General features: G+C 73.0%; 20 protein-coding genes. 16 read left to right on the plus strand and 4 right to left on the minus strand.

All coding sequences use genetic code 11. The annotated features are described in order from the left end of the window. Positions 1–72 precede the first annotated feature (72 nt). Complete coding sequence (ftsY, locus tag FHU33_RS06055) at positions 73–1,275, plus strand: signal recognition particle-docking protein FtsY (RefSeq protein WP_142024534.1); 1,203 nt, start codon at positions 73–75, stop codon at positions 1,273–1,275. Here ftsY and FHU33_RS06060 read toward each other — a convergent pair. Genes FHU33_RS06060 through FHU33_RS06070 form a run of 4 tightly spaced genes read right to left on the minus strand, consistent with a single transcriptional unit; the run spans position 1,272 to position 3,814 of the window. Continuing rightward, entirely contained in the window at positions 1,272–2,018 is a 747-nt protein-coding gene (locus FHU33_RS06060; protein WP_142024535.1) for an energy-coupling factor ABC transporter ATP-binding protein, read from the minus strand. The genes ftsY and FHU33_RS06060 overlap by 4 nt on opposite strands. Beyond that, a complete protein-coding gene (cbiQ, locus tag FHU33_RS06065) occupies positions 2,015–2,797 on the minus strand; it encodes a cobalt ECF transporter T component CbiQ (RefSeq protein ID WP_142024536.1) in 783 nt (260 codons plus the stop codon). The genes FHU33_RS06060 and cbiQ overlap by 4 nt, the downstream gene beginning before the upstream one ends. 1 nt (position 2,798) lies before the next feature. Beyond that, entirely contained in the window at positions 2,799–3,113 is a 315-nt protein-coding gene (locus FHU33_RS25340; protein ID WP_211355015.1) for a PDGLE domain-containing protein, read from the minus strand. After that, on the minus strand, positions 3,110–3,814 hold the full coding sequence (locus FHU33_RS06070) for an energy-coupling factor ABC transporter permease (RefSeq protein ID WP_211355016.1): 705 nt from the start codon (positions 3,812–3,814) through the stop codon (positions 3,110–3,112). The genes FHU33_RS25340 and FHU33_RS06070 overlap by 4 nt, the downstream gene beginning before the upstream one ends. A gap of 228 nt (positions 3,815–4,042) precedes the next feature. On the opposite strand from FHU33_RS06070, the gene FHU33_RS06075 reads away from it, so the two are divergent. The 15 genes from FHU33_RS06075 to lepB all read left to right on the plus strand — a co-directional run bounded on the left by FHU33_RS06075 (position 4,043) and on the right by lepB (position 17,529). Next, a complete protein-coding gene (locus tag FHU33_RS06075) occupies positions 4,043–5,401 on the plus strand; it encodes an ammonium transporter (protein WP_142024537.1) in 1,359 nt (452 codons plus the stop codon). After that, the gene (locus tag FHU33_RS06080) at positions 5,398–5,736 is read left to right on the plus strand and encodes a P-II family nitrogen regulator (protein ID WP_142024538.1); all 339 of its coding nucleotides are present in this window, start codon (positions 5,398–5,400) and stop codon (positions 5,734–5,736) included. Before FHU33_RS06075 ends, FHU33_RS06080 begins: the two co-directional genes overlap by 4 nt. Continuing rightward, positions 5,711–8,149 (plus strand): [protein-PII] uridylyltransferase, encoded by a 2,439-nt coding sequence (locus tag FHU33_RS06085; protein ID WP_246063317.1) that lies wholly within the window; start codon positions 5,711–5,713, stop codon positions 8,147–8,149. Before FHU33_RS06080 ends, FHU33_RS06085 begins: the two co-directional genes overlap by 26 nt. 69 nt (positions 8,150–8,218) lie before the next feature. Further along, positions 8,219–8,410, plus strand: coding sequence for a hypothetical protein (locus FHU33_RS06090; protein WP_142024539.1), 192 nt, complete (start codon positions 8,219–8,221; stop codon positions 8,408–8,410). 67 nt (positions 8,411–8,477) lie between these two features. Beyond that, the gene (gene ffh, locus FHU33_RS06095) at positions 8,478–10,046 is read left to right on the plus strand and encodes a signal recognition particle protein (RefSeq protein ID WP_142024540.1); all 1,569 of its coding nucleotides are present in this window, start codon (positions 8,478–8,480) and stop codon (positions 10,044–10,046) included. Positions 10,047–10,051: 5 nt separating this feature from the next. Continuing rightward, positions 10,052–11,140, plus strand: a complete 1,089-nt coding sequence (locus tag FHU33_RS06100) for an amidohydrolase family protein (protein WP_142026990.1) — start codon at positions 10,052–10,054, stop codon at positions 11,138–11,140. A gap of 9 nt (positions 11,141–11,149) precedes the next feature. Then, complete coding sequence (locus FHU33_RS06105) at positions 11,150–11,560, plus strand: hypothetical protein (RefSeq protein WP_142024541.1); 411 nt, start codon at positions 11,150–11,152, stop codon at positions 11,558–11,560. A gap of 52 nt (positions 11,561–11,612) precedes the next feature. After that, on the plus strand, positions 11,613–13,361 hold the full coding sequence (locus FHU33_RS06110) for a proline--tRNA ligase (protein ID WP_142024542.1): 1,749 nt from the start codon (positions 11,613–11,615) through the stop codon (positions 13,359–13,361). Positions 13,362–13,530: 169 nt separating this feature from the next. Then, positions 13,531–14,010 (plus strand): 30S ribosomal protein S16, encoded by a 480-nt coding sequence (gene rpsP, locus FHU33_RS06115; protein WP_142024543.1) that lies wholly within the window; start codon positions 13,531–13,533, stop codon positions 14,008–14,010. 3 nt (positions 14,011–14,013) lie between these two features. Continuing rightward, on the plus strand, positions 14,014–14,250 hold the full coding sequence (locus tag FHU33_RS06120) for an RNA-binding protein (RefSeq protein WP_089336030.1): 237 nt from the start codon (positions 14,014–14,016) through the stop codon (positions 14,248–14,250). An 8-nt stretch (positions 14,251–14,258) separates the two neighbouring features. Beyond that, positions 14,259–14,798, plus strand: coding sequence for a ribosome maturation factor RimM (rimM, locus tag FHU33_RS06125; protein ID WP_246063319.1), 540 nt, complete (start codon positions 14,259–14,261; stop codon positions 14,796–14,798). Continuing rightward, complete coding sequence (trmD, locus tag FHU33_RS06130; RefSeq protein WP_142024545.1) at positions 14,795–15,532, plus strand: tRNA (guanosine(37)-N1)-methyltransferase TrmD; 738 nt, start codon at positions 14,795–14,797, stop codon at positions 15,530–15,532. Before rimM ends, trmD begins: the two co-directional genes overlap by 4 nt. After that, positions 15,529–16,026 (plus strand): NUDIX hydrolase, encoded by a 498-nt coding sequence (locus tag FHU33_RS06135; RefSeq protein WP_142024546.1) that lies wholly within the window; start codon positions 15,529–15,531, stop codon positions 16,024–16,026. The genes trmD and FHU33_RS06135 overlap by 4 nt, the downstream gene beginning before the upstream one ends. Before the next feature lie 148 nt (positions 16,027–16,174). Beyond that, complete coding sequence (gene rplS, locus FHU33_RS06140; RefSeq protein WP_142024547.1) at positions 16,175–16,531, plus strand: 50S ribosomal protein L19; 357 nt, start codon at positions 16,175–16,177, stop codon at positions 16,529–16,531. Between the two features lie 68 nt (positions 16,532–16,599). Further along, entirely contained in the window at positions 16,600–17,529 is a 930-nt protein-coding gene (gene lepB / locus FHU33_RS06145) for a signal peptidase I (RefSeq protein WP_142024548.1), read from the plus strand. Positions 17,530–17,727: the final 198 nt, after the last annotated feature.

Raw genomic sequence — 17,727 nt, forward strand, 5'->3', positions numbered from 1 at the left:
TGGCCCATGAACCTGCGTCCCGCCGCAGTGTCCGCTGTGAGGCCGACTGCGACGGCTGGGAGACTCGGGCCCATGGAATTCGTCCTGATCGCGATCGCGATCCTCGTCGTCGCCCTGATCGCCGGGGTCGGTCTGCTCGTCGGCAAGGGCCGCCGAACCACCCGCCTCGACGACGATGCGGTGACCGGGACGACGCTCACCCGGCCGCGCCCACCGGCTCCGGTCGAGGAACCGCGCCCGTCGGGCGCCACGGCCTCCGGGCTGGGGCTGCCACCGGACACCGCGGAGGCGCCCGAGGTCGAGCTGCCCCCGGCCGAGCCGGAGCCCGGGCTGGTCTTCGAGACGCCGCCCCCGTCGGCCGGCCGGCTGGTGCGGTTGCGCTCGCGGCTGGCCCGCTCGCAGTCCTCGCTCGGCCGCGGCCTGCTCACCGTGCTCGCGCGCGAGAAGCTGACCGAGGACGACTGGGAGGAGGTCGAGGAGACCCTCCTGGCCGCCGACGTGGGCCTCGCCGCGACGACCCAGATCGTGGAGCGGCTGCGGACCCAGACGATGGTCCTGGCCACGGCCTCGGGGGCGGAGCTGCGGGAGCTGCTCGTCCGCGAGCTGACCGCCGTCCTCGGGCCGGACATGGACCGCACCCTCGGCACGAGCCGGCACGAGGGCCGGCCCGGGGTCGTCCTCGTCGTCGGGGTCAACGGCGCCGGCAAGACCACCACGGTCGGGAAGATCGCCCGCGTGCTCGTCGGCGACGGCAAGAGCGTCGTCCTCGGGGCGGCGGACACCTTCCGCGCGGCTGCGGCCGACCAGCTCGAGACCTGGGGCGAACGGGTCGGGGTCCTCACCGTGCGGGGCCGCGAGGGCGGCGACCCGGCCTCGGTGGCCTTCGAGGCGGTCCGGACCGGCGTCGAGGGCGAGGTGGACGCCGTCCTGGTCGACACCGCCGGGCGGCTGCACACCAAGTCGGGTCTGATGGACGAGTTGGGCAAGGTCAAGCGGGTGGTCGAGAAGGTCTCGCCGGTGACCGAGGTGCTGCTCGTGCTCGATGCGACGACCGGCCAGAACGGCGTCGTCCAGGCGCGGGTGTTCACCGAGGCCGTCACCGTCACCGGCATCGTCCTCACCAAGCTCGACGGGACGGCGAAGGGCGGCATCGTCGTCTCGGTCCAGCGCGAGCTGGGCATCCCGGTGAAGCTGATCGGCCTGGGGGAGGGGCCCGACGACCTCGCCCCGTTCGAGCCGCGCGCGTTCGCCGAGGGCCTGGTGGGCGAACTCTAGACGTACTTCGGGTCGAACCCGTACGGGAGCTCGAGCCGGTGCCTGCCGAGCAGCTCGGCGTCGCTCAGCAGCTCGCGGGTGGGCCCGTCGGCGACCACCACGCCGCCGTCGAGGACCACCGAGCGCGGGCACAGCTGCAGGGCGTAGGGCAGGTCGTGGGTGACCATCAGCAGGGTCACCGGCAGGGCCTGGAGCACCTCGGCGAGCTCGCGGCGACCCGCCGGGTCGAGGTTCGACGACGGCTCGTCGAGGACGAGGATCTCGGGGTGCATCGACAGCACCGTGGCGACGGCGACCCGCCGGCGCTGGCCGAACGACAGGTGGTGCGGGGGCCGGTCGCCGTACCCGGCCATCCCCACCTGCTCCAGTGCTGCCGAGACGCGCACGGCCACCTCGTCCTCGGGCAGCCCGAGGTTGCGGGGACCGAAGGCGACGTCCTCGCCGACGGTCGGCATGAAGAGCTGGTCGTCGGGGTCCTGGAACACGATGCCCACCCGCCGTCGGACCTCCTGCAATGCCGGCTTGGCCACGGGGAGACCGGCGACGCCGACCCGGCCCCGGCCGGCGCGCAGGATGCCGTTGAGGTGCAGCACGAGGGTGGTCTTGCCGGCGCCGTTCGGTCCGAGCAGGGCGACCCGCTCGCCGCGCTCGATGCGCAGGTCGACGCCGAAGAGCGCCTGGTGGCCGTCGGGGTAGGCGAACGCCAGGTCCTCGACCAGCAGGGACGGCGGGGGAGCAGTCATCCGAGGAGGAACCCGGCACCGAGAACTGCCGCTGCCGAGGCGGGGAGGCTCAGTGCGGTCGGCCACTGGGTGGCCGGTACCGCTCGTCGCGGTCCCTGCGGCAGGCGTCCGTCGTAGCCGCGGGACAGCATCGCCAGGTGCACGCGCTCGCCGCGTTCGTAGGACCGGACGAACAGCGCCCCGGCCGCCGGGCCGAGCACCCGCAGCGCGCCCAGGTGCCGGCCCCGGAACCCGCGCGACTCCCGCGCCACCCGCATGCGCTGGAGCTCGCCGCCGACGACGTCGGCGTACCGGATCATGAACATCAGGATCTGGACCAGCAGCTGCGGCAGCCGCAGCCGCTCCAGGCCGTGCAGCAGCTCGCGCGGCTCGGTGGTCGCGGCCAGCACCGTGGCCGCGAGCACGGCGATGGTGGCCTTGGCCAGGATGCCCCCGCCGGTGGCCAGCCCGTTCTCCGACAGTGACAGGCCGAGCACCTCCACCCGCGGCCCGCGCGCGACGAAGGGCAGCAGGACGGCGAACGCGACGAAGGGGATCTCCACCACGAGGCCCCGGGCCAGCCGGCCCGGTGCGACCCCGGCCACGGCTGCGACGCCGAGGACGAGCAGGAGGTCGGCGGTGTAGACCGCCGGGGCCCAGGGAGCATGCACCGGGGTGGCGACGACGACGAGGGCGAACGCCAGGACGGCCACGAGCTTGGCCTGCGGCGCCAGCCGGTGGACGGGGCTGGAGCCGGCGATGTATCGGGCGCTCAGCGCGCCCGCGGGGCCGGCGGCCACGTCAGTCGGGGACGGGGGTCTCGTCGCGACCGCGGCGGCGGACCACCAGGGCGAGGCCACCGGCCAGCAGCAGGGTCACGACGACGCCGATGACGCCGGCGGCCCCGCCGGACAGCGCGCCGTCCTGGCCACCGATCGCGTAGTCGGCCAGGGGCGAGCCGGCGACGGCGCTGTCCTCGGCGGTGTGCCCGAAGCCGGTGTCCTCGGCGGCCCACTCCAGGCCGTCGGGCGAGGAGCTGGCGAAGCCGCTCAGCACGGCGGCGACCACCAGGGTCACCGCGATGCCCGCCACCCAGAACCAGCGACGGCGGCTCATCGGGTGACGCCCGCCGGCTCGAGCCCGGGACGGCGGGCCAGGGCGGCCTCCCGACGCAGGTGCCCCGCGGCGTGCACGAGGTCGGGCCGGACGGCCAGCACCGCACCCAGGACGGCCACGGTGATCGCCGCCTCGCCCAGGCCGATGAGCAGGTGCACGCCGGTCATGGCGCCGGCGACGGCGCCCAGCGGCACGTCGGCGACACCGCCGAGACCGAACAGCCCGACGAAGGCCAGCGCCGCGACGGGCACCGAGAGGAAGGCGCCGATCCCGGACGCGGCCAGCAGCGACGTGCGGGTGCGCGGCAGGACGGCGGTGAGCGCGCGCACGACCCCGTAGCCGATGACGACGGCGACCAGCCCCAGCAGGGTGACGTTCGTACCGAGCGCGGTGAGCCCCCCGTCGGCGAAGAGCACCGCTTGCACCAGGAGGACGACGGTCATGCTCAGCACCGCCGTCCACGGCCCGACCAGCACCGCGGTCAGTGCGCCGCCGATCAGGTGCCCGCTCGTGCCGGCCGCGACGGGAAAGTTGACCATCTGGACCGCGAAGACGAAGGCGGCGGTGAGTCCGGCCATGGGCGCGGTGCGGTCGTCGAGCTCCTGCCGCGCCTGCCGCAGTGCGACGGCCACGGCGCCGGCGGCGGCCACGCCGGTGGCCACGGACGTGGGCGCGTCGAGGAATCCATCGGGTACGTGCACGCGGCGACCTTATTGCACATCGTTTGCAACTGCGACCGGCCCGGCCCGCTCCAGGTGGCCGAGCCCCGGGGCGCGCAACACCGCCGCAACGCAGGCGCCGGACACGCGGCGGGAGTTCACCGGGCCGAAACGCGAGGACGAACGCCCCGGAAACACCGCGACGGCACGGTGAGCGCCGACCGGATCGACCGGGTCGCCCCTCGACCCCGAACCCTTCAGGAGGTTGCCGTGGTCAACACCGGCGACACCGCCTGGATCCTCACCAGCGCGGCCCTCGTGCTGCTGATGACCCCAGGCCTCGCGCTCTTCTACGGCGGCATGGTCCGTGCCAAGAGCGTGCTGAACATGATGATGATGAGCTTCGGGGCGTTGGCACTGATCAGCGTCCTGTGGGTCCTCTACGGCTATTCGGTCGCCTTCGGCGACGACGTCGGCCTCGGCCTGCTCGGGAACCCGGCGGAGTTCTTCGGCCTCGCGGGCCTCATGGAGGACACCACCAGCGCCGACGGCGGGCTCCCGGCGATGGCGTTCGTCGGCTTCCAGGCCGTCTTCGCCATCATCACCGTCGCGTTGATCTCCGGTGCGATCGCCGACCGCGCCAGGTTCGGCGCGTGGATGGTCTTCGCCGGCGTCTGGGCGACGATCGTCTACTTCCCGGTCGCCCACTGGGTCTTCGACTTCACCCTCACCGACGACGGCACGGTCACCCACACCGGCGGCTGGATCGCCAACGACCTGGCGGCGATCGACTTCGCCGGTGGCACCGCAGTGCACATCAACGCCGGTGCGGCCGGCCTGGCGCTCGCCCTGGTCCTGGGCAGGCGCCGGGGCTTCGGCCGCGAGGCCATGCGCCCGCACAACCTGCCCCTGGTGATGATCGGTGCCGGACTGCTGTGGTTCGGCTGGTTCGGCTTCAACGGCGGCTCGGCGCTGGCCGCCAACAACACCGCCTCGGTCGCCTGGGTGAACACCCTCGTCGCCACCGCTGCGGCCACGCTGGGCTGGCTGCTGGTGGAGAAGCTCCGTGACGGTCACTCGACCTCGCTGGGTGCCGCCTCGGGTGTCGTCGCCGGGCTGGTCGCCATCACGCCCGCGTGCTCCTCGGTCTCGCCGATCGGCGCGATCGTCGTCGGCGCCGTCGCCGGTGCGCTCTGCGCCCTGGCCGTGGGCCTGAAGTACCGGCTCGGGTACGACGACTCGCTCGACGTCGTCGGTGTCCACCTCGTCGGTGGGCTCTGGGGCACGATCGCCGTCGGGTTCCTCGCCACGGCCGAGGCCCCTGCCGGCATCGACGGACTCCTCTACGGCGGTGGCGTCGACCAGCTCTGGCGTCAGGCCGTCGGTGCGGTCGCCGTCCTCGCGTTCTCCTTCGTCCTTACCCTGGCAATCGGCATCGTCATCCAGAAGACGATGGGCTTCCGGATTCCCGAGGAGGACGAGGTCACCGGCATCGACACCGTCGTGCACGCGGAGTCCGGCTACGACTTCGCCTCGCTCGGCAGCAGCGGCTCCACTGCGCCACCGGCCGGCCAGGCGCGCGCCACATCGGCGGACATGGCCCGTAACACCGAGAGGACCCTGGCATGAAGCTGGTCACCGCGATCGTCAAGCCGTTCAAGCTCGACGACGTCAAGAACGCCCTCGAACTGATCGGCGTCGCCGGTCTGACCGTCAGCGAGGTCCAGGGCTTCGGCCGCCAGCGGGGTCACACCGAGGTCTACCGCGGGGCCGAGTACCAGGTGGACTTCGTCCCGAAGGTGCGCATCGAGGTCGTCGTCAGCGAGCTCGACGCCGCCCGCGTGGTCGACGCGGTGGTCGAGGCCGCCTCGACGGGTCAGATCGGCGACGGGAAGGTGTGGGTGACGACGATCGACGAGATCGTCCGGGTCCGCACCGGTGAACGCGGCGAGGACGCGGTGTGAGGGGGACACCCTGAACCCTCTGGCGCTGCCCGGGCTGACCCGCTCCGAGCGCGTCGACGCCGTCGACACGTGGCTGGGCGGACTGCTCGCCGACGCGGTCGCGGGCACGCCCCCGCCCGGGCCGCGCCGCGGTTCGGGTGGGCGGGGGATGGAGCAGCTGCCGACGGGCACCGACGGCGTCGCCCTGGTCGCCGTCGGCAGCCTCGGCCGCCGGGAACTGCCGCCCCACGGGGACCTCGACCTCGTGCTCGTCCACGAGGGCCGGCCGGAGATCGCCGCCATCGCCGACGCCCTCTGGTATCCCGTCTGGGACGCCGGACTCCGCCTGGACCACTCGGTGCGCTCGGTGTCCGAGGCGGTCGCGGTCGCCTCCACCGACGTCAAGGCCGGGCTCGGGCTCCTCGACGTCCGCCTCGTCGCCGGTGACGCGGAGCTCGCCGCGCGGCTGCGCACCGCCACCCTCGCCAGCTGGCGGCAGGCGGCGTGGAAGCTGCTGCCCCAGCTTCGCGACCTCCGCCGCGACCGCGCGCGCCGGCTCGGCGAACTCGCCTTCCTGCTCGAACCCGACCTCAAGGAGGCCTACGGGGGCTTGCGCGAAGGGCAGGTCCTGCGCGCCGTCGCCGCCGCCCAGCTCGGCGACGAGCCGGGCGCGGAGCCGGATCAGGCGTACGCGTTCCTGCTCGACGTGCGCGACGAGCTGCGCCGGCGCACCGGCCGGCCGCACGACGTGCTGATCCGCCAGGAGCAGCGCCCGGTGTCGGTCGCCCTCGGTCTGGCCGACGAGGACGCGCTGCTGCGCGAGGTGAGCCTGGCCGGACGGCGGCTGGCGTTCGTCGCCGACGAGACGTGGCGGCGGGTCGAGGCCGCGCTGGTCCGCCGTCCCCGCGGCCGGTACCGGCGGGTGCGCCGCGAGCCGCTGGCCGAGGGCGTCGTCCGGCAGGGCGACGAGGTGGTGCTCGCGCAGGGGGCGAAGCCGGTCGCCGATTCCGGGCTCCTGCTGCGCGCCGCCGCGGCCGCCGCGCGGGCCGACCTGCTGTTGTCGCCGTACACGCTCAAGGTGCTCGCCGTGCACAGCCCGCCGGTGCCCGAGCCGTGGCCGGCGGAGGTCCGCTGGTCGTTCCTGCGCCTGCTGGCCAGCGGGCGGGCCGCCGTTCCCGTGCTCGAGCAGCTGGACCAGGAGGGACTGCTCGTCCGGCTGCTGCCGGAGTGGGACCGGATCCGGTCCCTGCCGCAGCGGCATCCCTTTCACCGGTACACCGTGGACCGGCACCTGATCGAGGCCGCCGCGGCCGCCGCCGAGCTCACCCGCGACGTCGACCGTCCCGACCTGCTCCTGGTGGCGGCGCTGCTGCACGACATCGGCAAGGGCCGCCCGGGTGACCACAGCGAGGTCGGCGCGCCGATCGCTGCCGGGATCGGCGCGCGGATGGGATTCTCGGATCCGGACGTCGCGACCCTGGCCACCCTGGTGCGCCACCACCTGCTGCTGCCGGCGACCGCCACGCGGCGCGACATCGACGATCCCGCGACCATCGACCGGGTGGCGGCGACGATCGGTCACGACTCCGCCGTCCTCCATCTGCTGCACGCCCTGGCCCAGGCCGACGGCGCGGCGACCAGCGCGTCGGCCTGGTCCCCGTGGAAGGCCCACCTGGTCGCGGCGCTCGTGGCGCGGGTGCAGGCGAAGCTGGGCGGGAGCCCGGTGCCCGACGCGGAGCCGGTGCTGCACCCCGCCGAGGCGCAGGTGACCGCCCGCCCGCTGGGCGTCGCCGGGGCCGAGGGTGCGGTGACGGTCGGCATCGAGGACGTCGCCGACGGCCAGCAGGTGACGATCGGGGCCCCCGACCGGCCGGGCCTGCTGAGCACCTGTGCCGGCGTGCTGGCGCTCAACCAGCTCGACGTCCGCGCGGCCAAGATGTCGGTGGCGGACGGCTACGGCACCAGCGTCTTCGCCGTCCGCCCGCGCTTCGGTCGCGCCCCCGTGCCGGAGATCCTCGCGGACGCCGTCCGGGCCGCGCTGGAGGGAACGCTGCCGCTCGCCGACCGGTTGCGGCAGCGCGAGGCCGACTACCGGCAGGACGACGGCCGGACCGCGCCCCCGCGCATCTCGTGGCACAACAGCGAGGTGAGCGGTGCGGCGACCGGCATCGTCGAGGTGCGGGCCGCCGACCGGGCCGGACTGCTGTACCGGCTCACCGCGGCGATCGCGCGGGAGGGGCTGGACGTGACGTCGGCCCGGATCGAGACCCTGGGCGCGGATGCGGTCGACTGCTTCTACGTGTGCAACCCCTCAGGGTCGCCGGTCGAGCCCGAGCAACGCCGGCGGGTCGACGACGCGCTCGTGTCCGCGACGGTCGGGGTGGGTGTGGCCGGCGGGTTCGGCAAGGCCGACACGCCGGGTGGGTTCCGGTGAACTGTCGGTAGGGCGTGCGACGGTCGCGTGGACGGGGACGGAACGGTCCCCCTGCCGAGAGGAGCCCACGTGGACAGCCGACTGTGGCCCTGCCCCCCGTGCGGGGAGATCACCGAGTTCGTGCAGCCGCCCTGCGCCGACGGGCACACCGACGACGGCGGCGACTGCCCTGAGTGGGCGTGCGTGGGCTGTGGCTCGGCCGTGGTCCTGGGGGAGCTGTCGCTGGTGGCCGACGTCGTGCGCGCCCGCATCGCTGCCTGACACCTCGATACCCTGGGGTCAGGTGGTGCGGGGCTCCCGCATCCGTTGACCCCTGCGAGGACGTGCTGTGTTCGAGACCCTCTCCGACCGCCTGGACAAGGTCTTCACCGGCCTGCGCGGCAAAGGCCGCCTGACCGATGCCGACATCGACGCCACCGCGCGCGAGATCCGCATCGCGCTGCTGGAGGCCGACGTCGCCCTGCCCGTGGTCCGGGCCTTCATCGGCTCCGTCAAGGAACGGGCCCGGGGTGCTGAGGTCTCCGGTGCGCTGAACCCGGCGCAGCAGGTCATCAAGGTCGTCAACGAGGAGCTCGTCGGCATCCTCGGTGGCGAGACCCGCCGCATCCGGCTGGCCAAGCAGTCGCCGACGGTGATCATGCTGGCCGGTCTGCAGGGCTCCGGTAAGACGACGCTCGCGGGGAAGCTCGGCCGCTGGCTGAGGGAGCAGGGGCACACGCCGCTGCTCGTGGCCTGCGACCTCCAGCGCCCCAACGCCGTCAACCAGCTCTCGATCGTCGCCGGCCAGGCCGGGGTGGACGTCTACGCCCCCGAACCCGGCAACGGCATCGGGGACCCGATCCGGGTGGCCGCGGACTCCATCGAGCACGCCCGCCGGACCATGCACGACGTCGTCGTGGTCGACACCGCCGGTCGCCTCGGCATCGACGCCGAGCTGATGGCGCAGGCAGCGGGCATCCGCGATGCCGTCCAGCCCGACGAGACGCTGTTCGTCGTCGACGCGATGATCGGCCAGGACGCCGTGAACACGGCGACGGCGTTCGCCGACGGCGTCGGCTTCAGCGGCGTCGTCCTGACCAAGCTCGACGGCGACGCCCGCGGTGGTGCCGCGTTGTCGGTGCGGTACGTCACCGGTCAGCCGATCATGTTCGCCTCGACCGGCGAGAAGCTCACCGACTTCGACGTCTTCCACCCCGAGCGGATGGCCTCGCGCATCCTCGGCATGGGCGACGTGCTCACCCTGATCGAGCAGGCGGAGAAGACCTTCGACGCCGACCAGGCCGAGCGCATGGCCGGCAAGCTGGCGTCGCGCGAGGGCTTCACGCTCGAGGACTTCCTCGAGCAGATGATGGCCATCCGCAAGATGGGCCCCATCGCCAACCTGCTGGGCATGCTCCCCGGCGCCGGGGCGATGAAGGAGCAGCTCAAGCAGGTCGACGACCGCGACCTCGACCGCACCGCGGCGATCATCCGGTCGATGACGCCGCAGGAGCGCGTCAACTCCAAGATCATCAACGCCTCGCGCCGGGTGCGGATCGCCAACGGGTCCGGCGTCAGCGTCACCGACGTCAACCAGCTGCTCGAGCGGTTCGCCCAGGCCCAGAAGATGATGGGCCAGATGGCCGGCAGCATGGGCCTGCCCGGCATGGGCCCCATGTCGAAGAAGCAGCGCGGGCGGCAGATGCAGGCGCAGTCGAAGAAGGGCAAGAAGGGGAAGGGCGGCAAGAAGGGTGGTCCCGCCCGCCGGCCCGTCGGCGCCCCGGGGCTGCCCCCCGGTGCCGGGTTCCCAGGGGGTGGCATGCCCGGGGGGATGCCGCAGCTGCCGCCGGGTCAGGCGCTACCCGATCTCTCGAAGCTGAACTTCGACCAGTTCAAGGACGACCGGCCGGGCCGGTGAGCGCCATGGCACCGGGGCCGCCGTTCCACCTCGCCGGTGTGGTGCTCCCCGAGGGGGAGCACCGCGACCTCTGGGTGCGCGAGGGCCGGTTCAGCTTCGAGCGCGTCCCCGGTGCCGAGACGATCAGCACGGGCGGCTGGCTGATCCCCGGCCTCGTCGACGCCCACTGCCACGTCGGCATCGGTGTCGGCGGTGCGCACGTGCACGACCTGGACGGGCTGCGGCAGCAGGCGCTCGACGAGCGCGCGGCCGGCGTGCTCGCGCTGCGCGACTGCGGCTCACCCGTCGACACCCGGATCCTGGACGACGAGCCGGACCTGCCGCGGATCATCCGGGCGGGGCGGCACATCGCACGGCCCCGGCGCTACATCCCCCACCTCGGCATCGAGCTGGAGCCCGAGGACCTGAGCGCCGAGGTGCGCGTGCAGGCCGGCCGCGGCGACGGCTGGGTCAAGCTGGTGGGCGACTGGATCGACCGCTCCGTCGGCGACCTGGCGCCGGAGTGGCCGCCCGACGTGCTGGCGGCCGCCATCGCCGCCGCGCACGAGGCCGGCGCCCGGGTCACCGCGCACACCTTCGGCACCGACGCGCTGCCCGACCTCATCGCCGCGGGCATCGACTGCATCGAGCACGGCACCGGCCTGACCGAGGACCTCATCGGCGAGATGGCGAGGCGGGGGACGGCCGTCGTCCCGACGCTGGTGAACGTCGAGAACTTTCCGGGCTTCGCCGCGGCGGGGGAGGAGAAGTTCCCGTCCTACGCGAGCACGATGCGGCGGCTGTACGCGAACTCGGGCGCCGTCGTCCGTGCGGCGTTCGAGGCGGGCGTCCCCGTGTTCGCCGGCACCGACGCCGGCGGCGGCATCGAGCACGGCCGGATCGGCGACGAGGTCCGCGCCCTGCACGAGGCCGGGTTGCCCGCCGAGGCGGCGCTGGCCGCGGCGTCGTGGTCGGCCCGGGCCTGGCTCGGCCTGCCGTGCATCGAGGAGGGCGCGCCGGCCGACGTCGTCGTCTACGACCGTGATCCCCGCGTCGACCTCGACGTCCTCGCCCGGCCCCGTCTCACCCTCCTGCGCGGCCGCGTCGTCGCTTAGGTTGCCGGCGTGCGGGACTACAACTGGATCGCCATCGGCGGCGGGTTCACGATGGACGACGACGCGACGCGCATGCATGCGTTCATGCGCAACGCCGGGAAGGCGCAGCGACTGCTCGATGCTGCGGACGCCGACCTCGAGGCGTGGCGCGACGCGGCAGGGATCGACGCGATACACCTGGTGCTGGAAACCGATTCGGACGCGAGCGAGCCGGAGATCGACCCCATGCCGGTCGGCGAGGACCGCGTGCAGGTGTACGCGGTGCGGGCACCATGGTTGGTGGACGACTTCGTGGACGAAGACATGGGCGCATGGCAGCTCGTCGTCCACGTCGTCGCGGTCCTGATGACCATCCACCGCGAGACGGGGCTGCCCCTGCCCGCGTTCCGCCTCGGTGCCGGGGAGTACGTCATCGGGTGACGCCCTCCGGGCTGTCGGGAAACCGCTTCCGCCCGCCTGGGAGACTTCTTCCGTGCTGTTGCGGATGTCGACCCTGTTCCTGCGAACCCTGCGTGACGACCCGGCCGACGCCGAGGTCCCGAGCCACCGGCTGCTCGCGCGCGGCGGGTACATCCGCCGGGCCGCACCCGGTGGGTTCACCTGGCTCCCGCTGGGCTTCCGCGTGTTCCGCAACGTCGAGCGCATCGTCCGCGAGGAGATGGACGCGATGGGCGCGCAGGAGGTCCACTTCCCGGCGCTGCTGCCCCGCGAGCCCTACGAGGCGACCGGCCGGTGGACCGAGTACGGCCCCAACCTCTTCCGCCTGCAGGACCGGCGGGGCAACGACTTCCTGCTCGGCCCCACGCACGAGGAGATGTTCACGCTCCTGGTGAAGGACCTCTACGGCTCCTACAAGGACCTGCCGCTCTCGCTGTACCAGATCCAGACGAAGTACCGGGACGAAGCGCGGCCGCGGGCCGGGCTCTTCCGCGGGCGCGAGTTCACGATGAAGGACAGCTACTCCTTCGACGTCGACGACGCCGGGCTGGACCGCTCCTACGCCGCGCACCGCGCCGCCTACATCCGGATCTTCGACCGGCTCGGCCTGGACTACGTGATCGTCTCGGCGATGTCCGGTGCGATGGGCGGGTCCAAGAGCGAGGAGTTCCTGCACCCGACGTCGATCGGCGAGGACACCTTCGCCCGCTCGCCCGGCGGCTACGCGGCGAACGTGGAGGCCGTCTCCACCGTCGTCCCCGAGGCGATCCCGTTCGACGGGCTGCCGGAGGCGCACGTCGAGGACACCCCCGACACCCCGACCATCGAGACGCTGGTCGCCGTCGCGCAGGAGATGTTCCCCGACGCCGGGTACACCGCCGCGTCGACGCTGAAGAACGTCGTCGTCACCCTCGTGCAGCCCGACGGCAGCCGCGAACCGCTGGTCATCGGTCTGCCCGGCGACCGCGAGGTCGACGCCAAGCGGCTGGAGGCGCAACTCGCCCCGGCCGAGGTCGAGCCGTTCACCGACTTCGCCGGCAACCCGGCCCTCGTCAAGGGCTACATCGGACCGCAGGTGCTCGGCAGCGAGAGCGAGTCGAAGATCCGCTACCTGGTCGATCCCCGGGTCGTCCCCGGCACCCGCTGGATCACCGGCGCGAACGAGTCCGGCAAGCACGTGTTCGACCTCGTGGCGGGGCGGGACTTCACCTGGGACGGCGTCATCGAGGCGGCCGAGGTGCTGCCCGGAGACCCCGCGCCCGACGGCTCCGGGCCGCTGGAGCTCGCCCGCGGCGTGGAGATGGGCCACATCTTCCAGCTCGGCCGCAAGTACGCCCAGGCCCTCGACCTCAAGGTGCTCGACGAGAACGGCAAGCTGGTCACGGTGACCATGGGGTCCTACGGCATCGGGGTCTCCCGCGCCGTCGCGGCGATCGCCGAGTCCACGCACGACGAGCTGGGCCTGGTCTGGCCCCGCGAGGTCGCCCCGGCCGACGTGCACGTCGTCGCCACGGGCAAGGACGCGGCCGTGTTCGAGGCCGCCGAGTCCCTGGCGGCCGAGCTCGTGGCCGCCGGTCTCACCGTGCTCTACGACGACCGGCCGAAGGTCTCCCCAGGCGTGAAGTTCAGGGACGCCGAGCTGCTCGGTATGCCGACGATCGTCACGGTCGGCAGGGGCCTCGCCGAGGGCGTCATCGAGGTGCGCGACCGGAGGACCGGCGAACGCGAGGAGGTGCCCGTCGCCGAGGCGGGTGCCCGCGTGCTCGCCGCCGTCCGCGGCTGACGCCGGGGGCCGGACGGCGCCCCCACACCGTCTGGCACAATGGCGGGTCGAACACGGCGGTGGCGGCCCTCTCACCGTTTCCGGCCGTGTCCATCGCTCCGCCCCGGCGTACCCCCACACGCCGCTCCGGCGAGCAACCACACAGCGTTCGAGGAGTACACCACCCACCGTGGCCACCAAGATCAAGCTCATGCGCCTGGGCAAGATGCGCGCGCCGTACTACCGCATCGTCGTCGCCGACGCCCGGACCAAGCGTGACGGCCGCTCGATCGAGACGATCGGCAAGTACCACCCGAAGGAGGACCCCTCCTTCATCGAGGTCGACGCCGAGCGCGCTGCCTACTGGCTCGGCGTCGGCGCCCAGCCGACCGAGGCCGTCGCCGCCATCCTCCGGGTGACCGGCGACTGGCAGAAGTTCAAGGGCGAGCCGGCCCCCGCCCCGATGCGGGTCGCCGAGCCCAAGCCGGACAAGAAGGCCCTCTACGAGGCCGCCGTCCGCGCCGGCATGGACGAGCCGACCAACGAGGCGACCACCGCCAAGAAGAAGGCCGCTCCCAAGAAGGCCGCCGCTGCCGACGAGGCACCGGCCGCCGAGGCTGCGCCCGAGGCACCCGCCGCGGACGCCGCCGCAGAGACGCCCGCCGAGTAAGACGTGCTGGAAGACGCGCTCGAGCACCTGGTCAAGGGCATCGTCGACCACCCGGAAGACGTGACCGTCGACCTGCTCACCAACCGTCGCGGCAAGACCCTCGAGATCCGGGTCCACCCCGACGATCTCGGCAAGGTCATCGGCCGGGGCGGGCGCACCGCCAAGGCGCTGCGCCAGGTGATGACCGGCGTCGGCGGGCGCGGCCTCCGGGTCGACGTCGTCGACACCGACGGGCGCTGAGCGTCGGCTTGACCGAAGGTTCCTCCGACACCGTGGTGGTCGGCCGCATCGGCCGACCCCACGGTGTTCGTGGTCTGGCCACCGTCGAGGTGCGCACCGACGACCCCGACGACCGGTTCGCCCCCGGCGCGGTGCTGGCCACCGATCCGCCCAAGCGCGGGCCGCTCACCGTCGTCGACAAGCGCTGGCACAGTGGCACCCTGCTGCTGCAGCTGGCGGCCCCCTCCGGTGAGGTCTACGGCACCCGCGAGGACGTCGACGCCCTGCGCAACACGCTCCTGCTCGTCCCCGTCGCGGACCTGCCGGAGATCGAGGACCCGGACTCCTACTACGACCACCAGCTGGTGGGCCTGAGCGTCCGGCTGCCCGACGGCTCGGCCGTCGGCGAGGTCACCGCGGTCCGCCACGAGGCGCAGGATCTGCTGGTCGTCCGCCGCGGCGACGGCGGGGAGGCGCTGATCCCCTTCGCGTCCGCGATCGTGCCCACGGTCGACGTGGCCGGGGGCTTCCTGGTCGTCGACCCACCGGAGGGGCTGCTCGACCTGTGACCTTCCGCGTCGACGTCGTCACGATCTTCCCCGAGTACCTCGCCCCACTGGGGCAGTCGCTGCTGGGCAAGGCCGCCGAGCGGGGGCTGGTCGCAATCGGTGTGCACGACCTGCGGCAGTGGACCGACGACGTGCACCGCACCGTGGACGACGCTCCGTACGGCGGCGGCCCCGGCATGGTCATGAAGCCCGAGCCGTGGGCGCTCGCCCTGGAGGCCGTCCGCCCGCCCGGTACCCGGCTCGTCGTCCCCACGCCCGCCGGCCGGCCCTTCACCCAGGCCATGGCCGCCGAGTGGGTGACCGAGCCCGGCCTGGTCTTCGCCTGCGGCCGCTACGAGGGCATCGACCAGCGGGTCGCCGACTGGGCAGCCGAGGCGGGCCCGGTGTCGGAGGTCTCCATCGGCGACTACGTGCTCGCCGGCGGGGAGTCCGCGGTCCTGGTGATGGTCGAGGCGGTCACCCGGCTGCTGCCCGGCGTCGTGGGCAACCGGGAGTCCGTCGAGTTCGACTCGCACGCCGACGGGCTGCTCGAAGGGCCCTCCTACACCCGGCCGGCAACATGGCGCGGCCACGAGGTCCCGCCGGTGCTGCTGTCGGGCGATCACGCGGCCATCGCCCGCTGGCGGCGCGCGGAGTCGCTGCGGCGCACGGCCACCCGCCGTCCCGACCTGCTCGCCGCACTTCCGGAGGATGGCCTCACTGACGCGGAACGGGCCGCTCTGGACCACTCGTGAAGCGTCCATGGGTCCGGCCGACCGCTCGGGTCGTCGTCCTCGATCCCTCCGACCGGGTGCTCCTGCTCGGGGCCCGGCTCAGCGACCCCGCGGTGCCGCCCGGCGACGTCCTGTTCTGGTACACGCCCGGCGGGGGAGTGGAGGACGGCGAGGGCGTGCGGGATGCCGCCGTCCGCGAGCTCGCCGAGGAGATCGGATTCGTCGCCGCACCGTCGGCGCTGGAAGGACCGGTGTGGCTGCGCCGGCACGTCGGCGTCTTCGCGGGGATGGACATCGACTCGCGGGAGACCTTCTTCGTCCTCCGCGACGTCGTCCACGAGGTGGACGCCCGCGGCCGTACCGAGCTGGAGCTGCTGGGTGAGGAACCGCACCGCTGGTGGTCGGTCGAGGAGATCGCCGCGAGCACGGAGACCTTTGCGCCCGGTGACCTCGCCGACCGGCTGTCGGAGCTGCTCACCGGCTCGTGGACGGGGCCGCCGCGCATCGTCAGCTGAAGATGTGGCACAGTAGAGAGCTGCTGCAGACCGTCGGCGCCGCCGGTGGGAGCTCCTCCGCAGGAGCCGCAGCTCCCCGGGACCGGACAGCCGGGGCGTTCCGCTGTCCGCACCGAGAACGAGCCATCTGAGACTGAGGACTGCCGAGATGAACACCCTGGACGCACTCGACGCCGACTCGTTGCGCGACGACATCCCCGACTTCCGCCCCGGGGACTCCGTCAAGGTGCACGTGCGCGTGGTCGAGGGCAACCGCTCGCGTATCCAGGTCTTCCAGGGCGTCGTGATCCGGCGCCAGGGTGGCGGCATCCGCGAGACCTTCACCGTGCGCAAGGTGAGCTTCGGCGTCGGCGTGGAGCGCACCTTCCCGGTGCACACCCCGGTCGTCGAGAAGATCGAGGTCGTCACCCGCGGTGACGTGCGCCGCGCCAAGCTGTACTACCTCCGTGAGTTGCGCGGCAAGGCCGCCAAGATCAAGGAGAAGCGGGACGTCGTCTCGCGCTGACACGCTTGACAGTCGGTTCTGACCGGCTGTGGTCGCGGCGGGTCTCCCGCGCCGTACGCTGCTCCCTGATGAGCAGCGACCGGCCCGGGGGGCCCGCCGACGTCGTTCCGGGGGATGGCCGGGGGGACGACGTCCCCACGGCGGACGAGGCGACCGGCCGGAGCTCGCGCCGCGCCCGTCGCGACAAGGCCGCGAAGAAGGGCTCCCTGCTGCGCGAGCTGCCGGTGCTCCTGCTCATCGCGTTCGTGCTCGCCCTGGTCGTCAAGACCTTCTTCGTCCAGGCCTTCTTCATCCCCTCGGGGTCGATGGAGCAGACGCTGCACGGTTGCACCGGGTGCACCGGGGACCGCGTGCTGGTGAACAAGGTGCCGTACTGGTTCGGCGAGCCCGAGCCCGGCGACATCGTCGTCTTCAGGGGCCCGGACACCTGGACGCCGGAGGTGTCCGTGGCCGAGCCGTCCAACTGGTTCTCCGCGGCGATGCTCTGGCTCGGTCGCACGGTGGGGGTGGCGCCACCGAGCGAGGACGACTTCGTCAAGCGGGTGATCGCCGTCGAGGGCCAGACCGTCGAGTGCTGCGATCCCGAGGGCCGCGTGACCGTCGACGACGAACCCCTGGACGAGCCCTACATCTTCGAGAACATCCGCCTCGAGGACCGCCCCTTCGGCCCGGTGACCGTCCCGGAGGGGCGGCTCTGGGTGATGGGTGACCACCGCTCGGCCTCGGCCGACTCCCGGTCGCACGTCGGCGACCAGTACGGCGGCACGATCGCCGTCGACGACGTCATCGGCAAGGCCGCGGTGATCGTCTGGCCGCTCAGCCGTTTCGGGCTCCTGGACTCTCCCGACATCCAGGCTGCCCACGCGGCAACTGCGGACCCGTCCGGCATCGCGGCGTCGACGGTGACGGCGTCGGCGGTGGCACCCTGGGCGATCGGGCTGACCGGCGCCCTGCCGGTGACGGCCTGGCTGCGGCAGCGGCGCTCGTCGGAGCGCTGACCACTCCCGCTCGTCCCTCTGCTGCGCCGCGATCCTGACCGGCGCGGTTCTTCCCGCATATCCCCATCACGACCGTTCTCGTGTTACGCGTGGGGTCACGCCGCCGCCATTGCGCCGCTGCTGATACCAATCAAGAAATTGTCGAGAAAGTGTTCAAGTAACCGTTTCACCCTTCCGATGGAGACATTGCAAGTTCCC

This window comes from Blastococcus colisei (assembly GCF_006717095.1).
GTDB lineage: Bacteria > Actinomycetota > Actinomycetes > Mycobacteriales > Geodermatophilaceae > Blastococcus_B > Blastococcus_B colisei.